Genomic DNA, 13150 nt, shown 5'->3' with positions numbered 1-13150 from the left:
TGATTGTGTTTCAGTCGCCGAGCAGGGTTGTCAAGGCGGGAAAGCGTGCCTTGACAACCCTGGTCGGCGACTAAAGATCGGCTGTGGATCGGGGGCGGGGGAGGTCTGGTTGGGGTAGTCGGTGTCGTTTCGTTGCCGGCTTGCGTTTTCGGGGCGGGGGAGGTCTGGTGCGTGGTCGGTCTTCTTTCGTTGCCGGCTTGCGTTCTTTTATTTGCTTTCGGTGTTGTTGTTTCGTCGTGCCCATTTTGGTGCGTGTTCGGGTAGTAGGCCGACTCCGATGACGTAGGCGGGGATCCTCCGGGCCCACGGCACCGCGTTCATCACCGTGACTAGCGGCTTCGGCGGTCCGTTTCGCCGTCCCTCGATCGCCGGCCGGACGACTGCCCGGTGCATGAATCGCTGGATCGCTTGGACCACCATCGTCGGCAGCAATCGGCGCCGTCGGATCCGCGCCAGGTCCCGGGCAACCACTCCGCGCCGCAGGGGGACGGCCAGCAACCGGGCCGTCGCGACGGCGTCCTGCACCGCCAGGTTGATCCCCACGCCCCCGATGGGCGACATGGCGTGAGCCGCGTCGCCGATGCACAGCACGCCGTTCCGGTGCCAGCGTGTCATCAGGTTCAGCCGCACGTCCAGGTGCTTCACGTCGTCCATCGAGGTGATCGCGTCCACCCGGTCCGCCAGCTGCGGCAGCACCGTTCTGATCCGGTCGCGGAACGCCTCGACGCCCTCCGCGCGCAACTGCCCGTCCAGCCCCTTCGCCGCCAGGTAGGCGACCTGGAAGTACTCCTCGCGCGGGATGATCACCGCGAAGTGCCCGTGTCGCATGCCCGGCATCAGCTCCGGCCGCTCCTCCCCGCGCCGGGGCAACCGCAACCACCACGTGTCGAACGGCACCGGGAACTCCCGCGCCCGCAGGCCGGCCTCCCGCCGCACCACCGACCAACGACCGTCGCACCCCACGGTCAGGTCCGCCCGGATCTCCCCGGTCGCGCCGTCCGCCGTCCGGTACCGCACGCCCGCCACCCGGCCCGCCTCCCGCACCAGCGAAGTCACCTCGGTGCTCATCCGCAGGTGGAACGCGGGCTCGGCCCGGCCCGCGTCCGCCAGCAGGTCCAGCAGGTCCCACTGCGGCACCATCGCCAGGTACGGGTGCGCGATCCGCAGCCCGCGGAAATCCGCGATCGTCAGCGGGGGCGGGCCGGGCAGCGACACGGTGCTCAGCCTGCTCTGCGGCAGCTTCGCGAACCGCTCGCCGAGGCCCAGCTCGTCCAGCAGCTGCAGCGTCGACGGATGCACCGTGTCGCCCCGGAAGTCCCGCAGGAAGTCCGCGTGCTTCTCCAGCACGGTCACCTCCACCCCGGCCCGCGCCAGCAGCAGTCCGAGCACCATCCCGGCCGGTCCGCCACCGACGACGACGCAGGTCGTGCGCTCGACCACGGCCACCACCCCCTTAATTCATCCTGTGTTGAATAAGACCAGCATGGCGCTCTCCGAACGCCTGGTCAAGCGGGATAGGCTGAACGGGTTATGACTGAGACAGTCCGCGCCCGCTTCTGCCCGTCGCCCACCGGAACCCCGCACGTGGGGCTCATCCGCACGGCGTTGTTCAACTGGGCCTTCGCCCGGCACCACGGCGGCAGCCTGGTGTTCCGCATCGAGGACACCGACGCCGCCCGGGACAGCGAGGAGTCCTACCAGCAACTGCTGGAGGCGCTGCGCTGGCTCGGTCTCGACTGGGACGAGGGTCCCGACGCGGGCGGCGAGTACGGCCCATACCGGCAGAGCGAGCGACGCGACATCTACGCCGACATCGCGCGCCGCCTGCTGGAGGCCGGCGAGCTGTACGAGGCGTTCTCCACCAACGAGGAGGTCGCCGAGCGCCGCAAGGCCAAGGGGCAGGACCCGCAGCTCGGCTACGACAACTTCGACCGCGACCTCACCGAGGAGCAGCGCGCCGCCTACCGCGCCGAAGGCCGCGCCCCGGTGCTGCGGCTGCGCATGCCGGATGAGGACCTCGCCTGGAACGACCTCGTGCGCGGTGACATCAGCTTCCCCGCGGGCTCGATCCCGGACCCGGTCCTGGTGCGCGCCAACGGCGATCCGCTCTACACGCTGACCAACCCGGTCGACGACGCCCTGATGCGGATCACGCACGTCCTCCGCGGTGAGGACCTGCTCCCGTCGACGCCGCGCCAGATCGCGCTGTACCGGGCGCTGGAGCGGATCGGTGTCGCGGAGTTCACGCCGCAGTTCGGCCACCTGCCGTACGTGATGGGCGAGGGCAACCGCAAACTGTCCAAACGGGACCCCCAGTCCAACCTGTTCAACTACCGCGACCGCGGGTTCATCCGTGAGGGCCTGCTGAACTACCTGGCCCTGCTCGGCTGGTCCATCGCCGACGACAGGGACACGTTCACGGTCGACGAGCTGGTCCAGGCGTTCGAGATCTCGAAGGTGAGCGCCAACCCGGCCCGCTTCGACGTCAAGAAGGCCGAGGCGATCAACGGCGTGCACGTCCGCGCCCTCGACGCCGAGGACTTCGTGCAGCGGGTCGTGCCCTACCTCCAGGCGGCCGGGCTGCTGCCCGCCGAGCCGACCGAGGAGCAGCTGGCCAGGTGGCGCACCATCGCGCCGCTCGTCCAGGAGCGGGTGACCGTGCTCGGTGACGCGGCGCCGCTCGTGCGGTTCCTGTTCGTGCCGGAGGAGGAGTTCGCGCCCGAGGAGGACGCGGCCGCCAAGAACCTCAAGGCGGACGCCGAACCCGTGCTGCGCGCGTCGATCGAGGCGCTGGAGGCGCTGCCGTCGTGGGAGACCGCGGCCATCGAGCAGGCGCTCAAGGACGCCCTGGTCGAGGGCCTCGGCCTCAAGCCGCGCAAGGCTTTCGCCCCGGTTCGCGTCGCCATCACCGGTCGCACGGTGTCGCCGCCGTTGTACGAATCGATGGAGCTGCTCGGCCGGGAAGTTTCACTCGGACGTCTGCGCAACGCTCTGCCCGGCGACGCAGAGTAGAAGCGGTCGCCGTCGAAACGACGCACTGAATCACCTTGTCGGCCGAACCGCTCAGCGTAGTTCTCGCCTAGCCTCGCTGGGTGGATTTTGCGCGTCCCGGCACACCTACCCGCGTCCGTGTCCCCGAGCCCGGTCTGGGGGATCCGGCGGATCCGTGGAGACCGTCCAGCCTGCGGCTGGTGTGCCTGGACATCGACGACACGTTGATCGACTTCACCTCCGCGGGCAAACGCGCGCTGTCGCTGCTGATCGGCCGGGCCGACCTGTGGCCGCTGTGGGAGCGGATCACCGACTGGCACGTCGCCCGCGTCGTCGCGGGGGAGATCGACTACGCGTCCATGCACCACCGGCGCACCCAGTGCTTCCTCGCCGAGATCGGCGTCGTGCTGGAAGCGGAGGACGTGGCCCGGTTCGAGCGCCGCCGCAAGGAGGTGCTGCGCAGCTCGTGGCGCCTCTTCGACGACGTCCTGCCCTGCCTGGAGTGGCTGCGCGCGGCGGACGTCCTCATCGCCGCTGTGACCAACGCCTCCGGCGCCCACCAGCGCGCCAAGCTCGCCGATCTGGGGCTCACCCGCTTCTTCGACCACGTGGCGATCGCCGGTGAGGTCGGGGCCGCCAAGCCCGATCCGGTGATGTTCCACGCCGTGTGCGCGGTGCTCGACTGCGACCCGAGTGAGGCCGCCCACGTGGGCGACAAGCTGCATACCGACGCTGTCGGCGCCCGGGACGCCGGCCTGGAGGGGGTGTGGCTCGACCGGACCGGCGGTGACGCGGAGGTGCCGGAGGGCGTGCACGTCATCGGAGGGCTGGACGAGCTCCCGCAGCTGCTGGTCAGCGAGTTCGCGCGGATCGGCGTGCCCGCCCAGCGCTGAACCCCACCCCCCGGTTACGCACCGCTGACGGGGCTAGGCTATATTTCTTCCCAGCGGAGCTGCTCCGAGTCGCGAATCGGAGTGGCAAACCGTTGGGGTATGGTGTAATTGGCAGCACGACAGATTCTGGCTCTGTTAGTCTAGGTTCGAGTCCTGGTACCCCAGCTGCAAGAGGAAAAACCGCCTCTGGTAAGGTTCCTCTCGCAACAAGGGAAAGAGCAAGTGCCTAGCCCCCGTCGTCTAGCGGCCTAGGACGCCGGCCTCTCACGCCGGTAGCGTGGGTTCGAATCCCATCGGGGGTACGTACCGCCAAGGAGCGCTGACTCATCGAGTCAGCGCTCCTTGCTTTGTTGTGGGGTATGGCTTCGATGCTCCTCTCTGCCGTCGGGCACCGAGGTTGGTGAAAACTGGGCGGGCACCTGGCCCGGCGCCCGCCCAGTGATCGTCCACTCGGGATTGTTCAGGTCACGACACCGGGCATCGCAGACGCCGGCGCAGTGCCCAGCCGCCGCCGAACAGGCCCAGCACCCCGGCGACACCCGCCGCCACCATCGGCACGGTCACGACCGTCACCGCGGCGTTGGCGGTGTTGTTCGCGGGTGCCGGGTCCGGCTGAATACCCCGCACGGTCGCGGTGTTGCGCATCAGCTCGACCGTGCCGTCCGCGGTCGCGGTCACCGTGATCTGGCTGCTCTGGCCCGCGGGCAGCAGCCCGCCGGTGCAGGTCAGGGTCGAACCGGAGACCGCGCAGCCCGGCCGTGCTCGACGACACGTTCGTCAGCCCGGCCGGGATCTGGTCGGTGACCGTGTAGCCGGACGAGTCGCCGCGGCCGTTGTTCGTGACGACGAGCAGGTACGCCACCGTCTCGCCCGCGTTCACCTGCGGCGTCGCGGCCTTCGCGATCGCCAGGTCGGCCGGGAGCGGGGTGTTGGTGATGGTGCACGTGATGTCGTCACCGGGTTGCGGGGCCACCGCCTTGGTTCCCGCCCCGACGGCAGCGCGGTCGTGCTGCCCGTGGTCGCGTTGCGGCACGTCCACACTCGCCAGCGAACTGCCCGGGCTCGCGGCCTCGCTCAGGGGTACCGGCTGCCGTTCGCGCGTGGCAGCACGGTGAGTGTGCCCGTCGTCGCCGTCGCGGGCGGTCCCGGTTCTGGCCGAGCCCGACAAGGTCATCACCGCGAACGCCACCGCTTCGCCGCCCCCGGTGCTTTGCAGCGTCTGGGAGAACGAGGTGGCCCCGACCGACTTGACCAGCACCGTGCCCCACGTGCCGTTGGTGCTGTTGGCGCCCGCGCAGCTGACGGTCGTGGTGCCGAGACCGGTCACGCTGTTCTGACAGCCGCCCGCGCCCGCGCCGGGGGTGAGCCTGGTGGGACCCCCGGGTTCGCCAGATGTCACTGCTCAGACCGGGTAGTGCGGGAAAACCTCACGGCGCTCATCCGAGCGGGGGAGAGCCGCCTGTCCACCGTGGACAAACCGGATGACAGCGCAGGCAGGCGGGGCCTAATCTCCGGGCATGGCCGAGATCACTCCCGCGCTCCAGGTGGCCCACACAGCCGATCTCGGCGCACCGGCCCTCGCCGCGGCCCGTGAGCTCTTGTACGACGTGTTCGAAGGCGACCTGACCGAGCACGACTGGGAGCACGCCCTCGGCGGTGTGCACGCCCTGCTGTGGGAGGGCCCGGAACTGGTGGCCCACGCGTCCGTGGTGCAGCGCAGGATGGTCCACAACGGGCGGGCCTGGCGCACCGGGTACGTGGAGGCCGTGGGAGTGCGCGCGGACCGCCGGCGGCGCGGCTACGGCGGCGTGGTGATGGAGCCGCTGGAACGTGTGATTCGCGAGGCCTACGAGGTGGGTGCGCTCAGCGCGTCGGACGAGGCGATCCCGTTCTACCGCTCCCGCCGCTGGACGTGCTGGCGCGGGCCGCTGTCCGCGCTCACGCCGTCCGGGATCACGCCGACGCCCGAAGAAGCGGGCGGGGTCTTCGTGCTCGGCACGTCGCTCGACCCGGACGGGGAGCTGACGTGCGACTGGCGCGACGGGGACGTCTGGTGAGCCGGTGGCGCCGCGGGCGCGGCGCCACCGGGGGTCACGCCAGGTTCGCGTAGACGACGATGTTGTCGGTGTAGCTGTGCTCGGCGTGGTCGAACACGCCGCCGCACGTGATGAGCCGCAGCTGCGGCTCGTCGGTGTTGCCGTAGACCGCGTCCTGCGGGAACTGGTCCTTGGGCACCTGCGTGGTGTGGTCGACCACGAACCGCAGCTGCTGCCCGTCGCTGCGATCGACGAAGATCTCGTCGCCCGGCCGGACGTCCTTCAGCTTGTAGAAGACGCCCGGCTGGTGGTTGCCGTCCACGTGACCCAGGATGATCGCCGGGCCGACGTCGCCGGGCACGGGGGACAGGCGGTACCAGGCGGCCTGCATCGGCTTGTCGACCGACGGCACCGCGATCTCGCCGTCCTTGTTCACCGCGACCGAGATGAGCGAGGACTCCGCGCCGATCTTCGGGATCCGCACCTGGGTCGGGCGCAGCTTGTCGTAGGGCTTGGTCACCGGGACCGACGTGGTGGGCGCCGCGGCCTGCGTGGGCTGCGGATCGGAGCCGCAGCCGGTCAGGACGAGAGCGAGCAGAACCGCCGGGGCGGCCGCGAGAACGCGACCGCCCCGGCCGGTGAACGGGTTGCGCATGGCGGTCAGAACCGGGCGGTGCCGCCGGCCCCGGTCTCCACGCCCGCCTTGGGCGCGAACGAGACCTGGGCGTCGCCGCCGTTGCTCTGCTGCCACTCGCCGGACTCGCCCGAGCCCGGGACCGGAGCCACGCCGCCGCCGGACGCGCCGCCGCCCTGCGGGGCGCCCGCGCAGGTCCAGTCGGCCGTGACGGTGCCGGAGTCGAAGGACTTGCCCTCGTGCAGCTGCACCAGGTAGTCCCAGTACCGGCCGTCCTGTTCCTCCTGGTACGGGCCGTCGAGGATGTCGAAGTCCGGCGACCACACGCCGGTCGGCTGGCCCGCGGCGCAGGCGATGATCAGCACGCCGGTGCCGTCGCCCAGGTCGATGCCGTAGGCGGTGTCGTCCTCGTACGGCGGCTCCTCCGGGGCGCTGCTGGAGGTCGACGTCGGCTCGCTCGACCCGGTGGTCGTCGTGACGGGCGTCGTCGTGGTGCCCGGGCTGCTGGTGAGGCTCGGCCGGCTGGTGGTCGTGGTGGCCGAGGACGTCTCGCTCGTCGTCTCGGCGGACGAGCTCGGCGCGGACGTCTCCGTGCTCTCCGGCGCGGCCGACGTCGTGGTGGTGACCTCCGGGGTCGTGCTCTCCTCGGCGAGCGCTGCCGGGGCGGTGGTGAGGGTGATCAGCGCACCGCTGATCACGGCTGCCGCGAGGCGGCCCAAGGGCTTACGCAAAGTGACTCCACTGGTGTTGCTCGGAACGCGCGGTGACCCCGACCGCCCTCGGCGCGCGCGTCATCACTCTTCTGGCCGAGGTTCTCGCGTGATCCTCCCCGATTCCGGTCACGGGGAGAAACGAAAAGGCATGTGACAGAAATTGTCCGGGAAATGTGTAACGCGGACGCCCTAATCGGCGATCGCGAATCGACGCGTTACATCAAGGGACGATAACAGCGCTCCGCCGCCGTGACCAGGCCGGTTCGGCGCGAAAATTTCCCACGGCTTGGCCGGTGGTCGTGGATCGCCAGGTGGGGACGGTCACGGAGCGTGGCGCCCGGCCGGGTGGGAAAGCCCTTTCGGTCGATGTTGTGAACCGTTCACCGGTGCCAGCATGGAGAGATCCCGATCTTGAGCCGTTGTGAGGGGCGGCTCACAGCGGTCTTGGTCTCGTTTCAGTGCCAATTCGGGTACGGGCGAGGCACAGTGGGTATTGCGATTGTGCTTGCCGAGGTGGCAGAGGAAGGGGGATTAGACCGTGACCGGACTAATCGGGCGTTTCTGGCGGCGCCTGCACATCGGTCGCAACCCGTTGGCCAGAACGTCCGACCGGGTCGAGGCTGCGCTTCTGTTGGTGGTGGTGCTGGGGCTGCTCGTCGCGGTTCCGCTGGCGTTGTTCACCGGGTCCCGGACGTATGGGGGTCAGCTGGCGGTTTCCGAAGAGCAGCGCGGTTCGCGGCACCTCGTGACCGCGACGCTGCTCGAGGACGCGCCGGCGCCTGTGCCGGCGACCGAGGGCGCGTTCTCGACCAGCAGCACGGCCGGGGTGCACGCGACGTGGACCTACAACGGCGGGGAGCCGAAGACGGGCATCGTGGCGGCCGACCCCGGCGCGACGGCCGGGTCGACCGTGCCGGTGTGGATCAATGAAGCCGGTGACCCGGCGCCCGCGCCGATCAGCTCGACCGACGCGGCCACGACCGGCGTGCTGGCGGGGATCTTCGCCTGGCTCGTGGCGGCGCTCGTGCTGACCGCGACGTACTGGATCACGCGCTTCGTGCTGGACCGCAGGCGCGCCGCGCGCTGGGAAGCGGAATGGGCCACGCTCGGCGACCGCTGGGCGCGTTCCTGACTGTTCTTACTGGGGTCTGACACGCCGCTCGTGGGCATCCGACGAGGATGCCCCCTGCGGCGCTTCTCCGCTCCGGCGGACACCACTGGGGTGACGGCTGCTGTCTTCAGCGGACATCACCGGGGTTCAGCGCTGCCGCCGTTGCCTGTTCCTTAGGGCGAACCGTGCCGCCGCTCGGGTTGGCGGCTGCTGTTTTTCAGCGCACGCCGCGGGGGCGGAACTGGATGCTGATCCTCGGCCCGACGGGGCGGTTCGTCTTCGGGATGGCGTGCTCCCATGTCCGCTGGCACGAACCGCCCATGACGATGAGGTCGCCGGGGCCCAGGAGTTGCCGCACGGTCGCCCCGCCGCCGCGCGGGCGCAACAGCATGCTCCGCGGCGCGCCGACCGACACGATCGCCACCATGGTGTCCTCGCGCGAACCCCGGCCGATCGTGTCGCCGTGCCACGCCACGCTGTCCCGGCCGTCGCGGTAGAAGCACAGCCCCGCCGTGCGGAACGGCTCGCCGAGCTCGTCCCCGTAGTGCCGGCTCAACGCGGCCCGCGCCTCGTCCAGCACCGGGTCCGGCAGGCGCTCGTCCTCGCCGTAGAAGCACAACAGCCGCGGCACGTCGACCACCCGGTCGTACATCCGGCGGCGCTCCGCGTGCCACGGCACGTCCGCCGCCAGGCGCTCGAACAACACGTCCGCGCCCGACAGCCACCCCGGCCGCAGATCGATCCACGCGCCGTCGCCCAGTTCCGTGCGCCGCGTCTCGGTCAGGGACCCGAGCGAACATTCCTCGGCCTGACCGAACAGCGAACCCTGCAGCCCTGCGGTCATGACCCGAGGCTACCCCAAATCGAACGTGTGTTCTACCCGCTGTCGGATCGCCGAACTCGTTGCCACCGGCCGGACCGGTCGGGAACTACAGCCGTTCCTGCAACGCCTCCGCCGCCGCGAGCAGATCCGCCGCCCAGCGCGCGCCCGGCTTGCGCCCTATCCGTTCCACCGGACCGGAAACCGACACGGCCGCGATCACGTTGCCCGCGGAATCCCGCACCGGCGCGGAAACACTCGCCACGCCCGGCTCCCGCTCGGCCACGCTCTGCGCCCACCCGCGACGGCGCACCTCGAGCAGCGTCCGTTCCCCGAACACCGCGTCCGCCAAGATGGTGCGTTGCGTGTGCGGATCGGACCACGCGGCAAGCACCTTCGCGCCCGAGCCCGCCGTCATCGACAGCCGAGTCCCGATCGGCACCGTGTCACGCAGCCCGCTCATCGGCTCCGCGGTCGCCACGCACACGCGCTGCACCCCGTCGCGCCGGTACAACTGGACGCTCTCCCCGGTGATGTCCCGCAGCTTCGGCAGTACCGAACTCGCCGCGTCCAGCAACGGATCCGCGGTGCCGCCCGCGAGTTCGGCGAGCGCGGATCCCGGGCGCCAGCGGCCGTCCGGCCCGCGCCGCAGCAGCCGGTGCACCTCGAGACCGACGGCGAGGCGGTGCGCGGTCGCGCGCGGCAACCCGGTCCGGGTGCACAGTTCCGCGAGCCCGCACGGATCTTCGGCGACGGCCTGCAGCACGGCGACGGCCTTGTCCAGAACGCCGATACCGCTCTGCTGGTCAGAAGAGCTATGCTGTCCCACGACGCGATACTAGCTTCCCGGGATTTGGGAAGTCCAGAATCTGGGAAAATCGAACCCGAGGTCGCTGACGTTCCCGCGACGGTCCTCAGGTTCCTTTGCTCCCAATCAACCTCGTGGGAGGAGCACAGATGACCACCACGCGGCCGCGGACACTGGCCGAGAAGGTGTGGGAGGCGCACACCGTGCGCCGCGGTGAAGGAGCGGAGCCCGACCTGCTCTACATCGACCTGCACCTGGTGCACGAAGTCACCAGCCCGCAGGCGTTCGACGGTCTCCGGCTGGCCGGCCGCAAGGTGCGGCGCCCGGACCTGACCATCGCGACCGAGGACCACAACGTCCCGACCGTCGACATCGAACTCCCGATCGCCGACCCGGTGTCCCGCACCCAGGTCGAGACGCTTCGGAAGAACTGCAAGGAGTTCGGCGTCCGGCTGCACCCGATGGGCGACGCCGAGCAGGGCATCGTGCACGTCATCGGCCCGCAGCTGGGCCTGACCCAGCCCGGGATGACGGTCGTGTGCGGTGACAGTCACACCTCCACCCACGGCGCGTTCGGCGCGATGGCCTTCGGTATCGGCACCTCCGAGGTCGAGCACGTGCTGGCCACCCAGACCCTGCCGCTGCGGCCGTTCAAGACGATGGCGATCAACGTCGACGGCAGGCTCCGGCCGGGTGTCACGGCGAAGGACGTCATCCTCGCCGTCATCGCCAAGATCGGCACCGGCGGCGGCCAGGGCTACGTCCTGGAGTACCGGGGCAGCGCGATCGAGGCGCTGTCGATGGAAGCCCGCATGACGATCTGCAACATGTCGATCGAGGCGGGCGCGCGCGCCGGGATGATCGCCCCGGACGAGACCACCTTCGCCTACCTGAAGGGCCGCCCGCACGCCCCGCAGGGCGCCGACTGGGACGCCGCGGTGGAGAACTGGAAGTCGCTGCGCACCGACGAGGGCGCCGTGTTCGACGCCGAGGTCCACCTCGACGCCGACTCCCTGACCCCGTTCGTGACGTGGGGCACCAACCCCGGCCAGGGCCTGCCGCTGAGCGAGTCGGTGCCGGACCCGGAGCAGATCGCGGACGAGACCGAGCGGTTCGCCGCCGAGAAGGCCCTGTCCTATATGGACCTCAAGCCGGGCACCCCGCTGCGGGACATCAAGGTCGACACCGTCTTCCTCGGCTCGTGCACCAACGGCCGGATCGAGGACCTGCGGGCCGCCGCGGACGTGCTCCAGGGCCGCAAGGTGGCCGAGGGCGTCCGGATGCTCGTCGTCCCCGGCTCGATGCGGGTGCGCCAGGCCGCCGAGGCCGAGGGGCTCGACAAGGTCTTCCTCGACGCCGGCGCGGAGTGGCGCCAGGCGGGCTGCTCGATGTGCCTCGGCATGAACCCGGACCAGCTGGCCCCCGGCGAGCGCAGCGCGTCCACCTCCAACCGCAACTTCGAGGGCAGGCAGGGCAAGGGTGGCCGCACCCACCTCGTCTCGCCGCTCGTCGCGGCCGCCACGGCCGTCCGCGGCACGCTGTCCAGCCCCGAAGACCTGAACTGAAGGAGCCCCCACCACCATGGAGCCGTTCAAGACGCACACCGGCATCGGAGTGCCCCTGCGCAGGTCCAACGTGGACACTGACCAGATCATCCCGGCCGTCTACCTCAAGCGGGTCAGCCGCACCGGTTTCGAGGACGGCCTGTTCGCCGCCTGGCGGACCGACGAGTCGTTCATCCTGAACCAGGAGCCGTTCAAGGCCGGCAGCGTGCTCGTCGCCGGTCCGGACTTCGGCACCGGGTCCTCGCGCGAACACGCTGTCTGGGCATTGATGAACTACGGCTTCCGGGTCGTCATCTCCTCCCGCTTCGCCGACATCTTCCGGGGCAACTCCGGGAAGCAGGGTCTGGTGGCCGCCCAGTGCGAGCAGTCGGACGTCGAGCAGCTGTGGAAGATCCTCGAGAACGACCCCGGCACGGAGGTCACGGTCGACCTCGAGGCGAAGACCGTGCGGGCCAAGGACTTCCAGACGACCTTCGCGATCGACGACTACACCCGCTGGCGGCTGCTGGAGGGGCTGGATGACATCGCTCTCACCCTGCGACACGCCGACGAGATCGACCGGTTCGAGGCGCAGCGTCCCAGCTGGAAGCCGGTGACCACCCCGGTGGCGGCCGGATAACACGAATTCCCTGCTCAGCAAGGGATTCGCACCCGGTCCGAGGCCGGGAACACCACGCCGAACGGCGCGCGGAAGGGCCCGAGAGGGTCGCTCAGGAGGCGGAAACCACGCCCCGCCTGCAGAAAAATTCCGCGCGCCGTTTGGAATTTTGGGCGAGTTGGTAATACCGTGTGCGTGAAGTCGGCCGATGTGGCCGTGTGACACGTAGTTCTTCATGGAGGACTGGAATGGCCAACAAGGCCCAGCTGATCGAGGCGCTCTCCGAGCGTCTGGGCGACAAGAAGGTTGCTTCCCAGGCGGTCGACAACCTGGTGGACATCATCATTCGCACCGTGCAGAAGGGCGAGAAGGTCAACATCACCGGTTTCGGTGTGTTCGAGAAGCGTGCCCGCGCGGCCCGCACCGCTCGCAACCCGCGCACCGGTGAGACGGTCAAGGTGAAGAAGACCAACGTCCCGGCCTTCCGCGCCGGCACGACCTTCAAGGACGTCATCAGCGGTGCCAAGAAGCTGCCGAAGGCCACGGCGGCGAAGCGCACGACGACTTCGACCCGCAGCGCTGCCGCTTCGACCCGCAGCACCGGCACCACCGCGTCGCGCTCGACGACCTCGCGGGCCACCACCGCGAAGGCGACGACCACGCGTCCCACCGCGACCCGCAGCACCAGCACGCGCAGCCGCGCCGCGGCCGCCACCAAGACGGCGGCCCCGAAGGCCACGGCTTCGAAGACCACGGCGGCGAAGTCCACCGCGGCCAAGAAGACGACCGCCACCAAGGCGGCCCCGAAGGCCACCGCGGCGAAGACCACTGCCGCGAAGAAGACCACCACGACCCGGAAGAAGAAGTAAGCGCCGTAGCGATTGCTTCTCGGCAGGGCCCCCGCGTAACCCGCGGGGGCCCTGCCGCGTTCTGTGCCCAAAACCCGAGCCGGGTGGTCATCCCGTCGCCTGACACCGGCGC

The 13150-nt window shown here is 70.1% G+C and carries 13 protein-coding genes, 2 tRNA genes and 1 pseudogene; 9 read left to right on the top strand and 7 right to left on the bottom strand.

What is annotated here, in order from left to right; translation table 11 throughout:
• Positions 1 to 207: 207 nt before the first annotated feature.
• Positions 208 to 1440: an FAD-dependent oxidoreductase gene (locus ACCP09_RS34520; RefSeq protein WP_027931900.1), complete on the bottom strand. Its 1233-nt coding sequence runs from the start codon at positions 1438 to 1440 to the stop codon at positions 208 to 210.
• Positions 1441 to 1530: 90 nt separating this feature from the next.
• Here ACCP09_RS34520 and gltX point away from each other — a divergent pair, with 90 nt between their 5' ends.
• The 4 genes from gltX (at position 1531) to ACCP09_RS34500 (ending at position 4186) form a co-directional block, all read left to right on the top strand.
• Positions 1531 to 3012, top strand: a complete 1482-nt coding sequence (gene gltX / locus ACCP09_RS34515) for a glutamate--tRNA ligase (RefSeq protein WP_433752990.1) — start codon at positions 1531 to 1533, stop codon at positions 3010 to 3012.
• A 179-nt stretch (positions 3013 to 3191) separates the two neighbouring features.
• Positions 3192 to 3884: an HAD family hydrolase gene (locus tag ACCP09_RS34510; protein WP_123683540.1), complete on the top strand. Its 693-nt coding sequence runs from the start codon at positions 3192 to 3194 to the stop codon at positions 3882 to 3884.
• Positions 3885 to 3977: 93 nt separating this feature from the next.
• Positions 3978 to 4049, top strand: a tRNA-Gln gene (locus ACCP09_RS34505).
• A 64-nt stretch (positions 4050 to 4113) separates the two neighbouring features.
• A tRNA-Glu gene (locus ACCP09_RS34500) sits at positions 4114 to 4186 on the top strand.
• 163 nt (positions 4187 to 4349) lie between these two features.
• Here the strand turns inward: ACCP09_RS34500 and ACCP09_RS34495 are convergent.
• Both ACCP09_RS34495 and ACCP09_RS34490 read right to left on the bottom strand, forming a co-directional pair.
• Complete coding sequence (locus ACCP09_RS34495) at positions 4350 to 4568, bottom strand: hypothetical protein (RefSeq protein ID WP_433752992.1); 219 nt, start codon at positions 4566 to 4568, stop codon at positions 4350 to 4352.
• A 127-nt stretch (positions 4569 to 4695) separates the two neighbouring features.
• Positions 4696 to 5058: pseudogene (locus ACCP09_RS34490) on the bottom strand (DUF11 domain-containing protein); the annotation flags it as partial.
• A 343-nt stretch (positions 5059 to 5401) separates the two neighbouring features.
• Here ACCP09_RS34490 and ACCP09_RS34485 point away from each other — a divergent pair.
• Positions 5402 to 5941: a GNAT family N-acetyltransferase gene (locus ACCP09_RS34485; protein ID WP_433752987.1), complete on the top strand. Its 540-nt coding sequence runs from the start codon at positions 5402 to 5404 to the stop codon at positions 5939 to 5941.
• Positions 5942 to 5975: 34 nt separating this feature from the next.
• Here the strand turns inward: ACCP09_RS34485 and ACCP09_RS34480 are convergent, their stop codons facing one another.
• Together ACCP09_RS34480 and ACCP09_RS34475 are read right to left on the bottom strand one after the other, a co-directional pair.
• On the bottom strand, positions 5976 to 6575 hold the full coding sequence (locus tag ACCP09_RS34480; RefSeq protein ID WP_123683537.1) for a class F sortase: 600 nt from the start codon (positions 6573 to 6575) through the stop codon (positions 5976 to 5978).
• Positions 6576 to 6580: 5 nt separating this feature from the next.
• On the bottom strand, positions 6581 to 7285 hold the full coding sequence (locus ACCP09_RS34475) for a hypothetical protein (RefSeq protein WP_148085697.1): 705 nt from the start codon (positions 7283 to 7285) through the stop codon (positions 6581 to 6583).
• 520 nt (positions 7286 to 7805) lie between these two features.
• On the opposite strand from ACCP09_RS34475, the gene ACCP09_RS34470 reads away from it, so the two are divergent.
• A complete protein-coding gene (locus tag ACCP09_RS34470) occupies positions 7806 to 8399 on the top strand; it encodes an Rv1733c family protein (RefSeq protein WP_433752985.1) in 594 nt (197 codons plus the stop codon).
• Between the two features lie 196 nt (positions 8400 to 8595).
• Here the strand turns inward: ACCP09_RS34470 and ACCP09_RS34465 are convergent, their stop codons facing one another.
• Complete coding sequence (locus ACCP09_RS34465) at positions 8596 to 9222, bottom strand: alpha-ketoglutarate-dependent dioxygenase AlkB (protein ID WP_433752984.1); 627 nt, start codon at positions 9220 to 9222, stop codon at positions 8596 to 8598.
• Positions 9223 to 9307: 85 nt separating this feature from the next.
• On the bottom strand, positions 9308 to 10027 hold the full coding sequence (locus ACCP09_RS34460; RefSeq protein WP_027931891.1) for an IclR family transcriptional regulator: 720 nt from the start codon (positions 10025 to 10027) through the stop codon (positions 9308 to 9310).
• Between the two features lie 128 nt (positions 10028 to 10155).
• Here ACCP09_RS34460 and leuC point away from each other — a divergent pair, with 128 nt between their 5' ends.
• The 3 genes from leuC to ACCP09_RS34445 all read left to right on the top strand — a co-directional run bounded on the left by leuC (position 10156) and on the right by ACCP09_RS34445 (position 13038).
• On the top strand, positions 10156 to 11571 hold the full coding sequence (gene leuC / locus ACCP09_RS34455) for a 3-isopropylmalate dehydratase large subunit (RefSeq protein ID WP_017987478.1): 1416 nt from the start codon (positions 10156 to 10158) through the stop codon (positions 11569 to 11571).
• A gap of 16 nt (positions 11572 to 11587) precedes the next feature.
• A complete protein-coding gene (gene leuD / locus ACCP09_RS34450) occupies positions 11588 to 12190 on the top strand; it encodes a 3-isopropylmalate dehydratase small subunit (protein WP_433752981.1) in 603 nt (200 codons plus the stop codon).
• A gap of 227 nt (positions 12191 to 12417) precedes the next feature.
• Positions 12418 to 13038 (top strand): HU family DNA-binding protein, encoded by a 621-nt coding sequence (locus ACCP09_RS34445; RefSeq protein ID WP_027931890.1) that lies wholly within the window; start codon positions 12418 to 12420, stop codon positions 13036 to 13038.
• Positions 13039 to 13150 lie beyond the last annotated feature (112 nt).

The organism is Amycolatopsis sp. 3B14, assembly GCF_050958625.1.
GTDB lineage: Bacteria > Actinomycetota > Actinomycetes > Mycobacteriales > Pseudonocardiaceae > Amycolatopsis_E > Amycolatopsis_E thermoflava.
Note: the sequence above shows the minus strand (reverse complement) of the source record. Positions and strands in the feature narration are given on the sequence as shown.

Bases quoted from the DNA above. Each gene is read 5' to 3' on its own strand.
- gltX (WP_433752990.1), top strand. From the start codon at position 1,531: ATGACTGAGACAGTCCGCGCCCGCTTCTGCCCGTCGCCCACCGGAACC.
- ACCP09_RS34485 (WP_433752987.1), top strand. From the start codon at position 5,402: ATGGCCGAGATCACTCCCGCGCTCCAGGTGGCCCACACAGCCGATCTC.
- ACCP09_RS34480 (WP_123683537.1), bottom strand. From the start codon at position 6,575: ATGCGCAACCCGTTCACCGGCCGGGGCGGTCGCGTTCTCGCGGCCGCC.
- ACCP09_RS34465 (WP_433752984.1), bottom strand. From the start codon at position 9,222: ATGACCGCAGGGCTGCAGGGTTCGCTGTTCGGTCAGGCCGAGGAATGT.
- leuC (WP_017987478.1), top strand. From the start codon at position 10,156: ATGACCACCACGCGGCCGCGGACACTGGCCGAGAAGGTGTGGGAGGCG.
- leuD (WP_433752981.1), top strand. From the start codon at position 11,588: ATGGAGCCGTTCAAGACGCACACCGGCATCGGAGTGCCCCTGCGCAGG.
- ACCP09_RS34445 (WP_027931890.1), top strand. From the start codon at position 12,418: ATGGCCAACAAGGCCCAGCTGATCGAGGCGCTCTCCGAGCGTCTGGGC.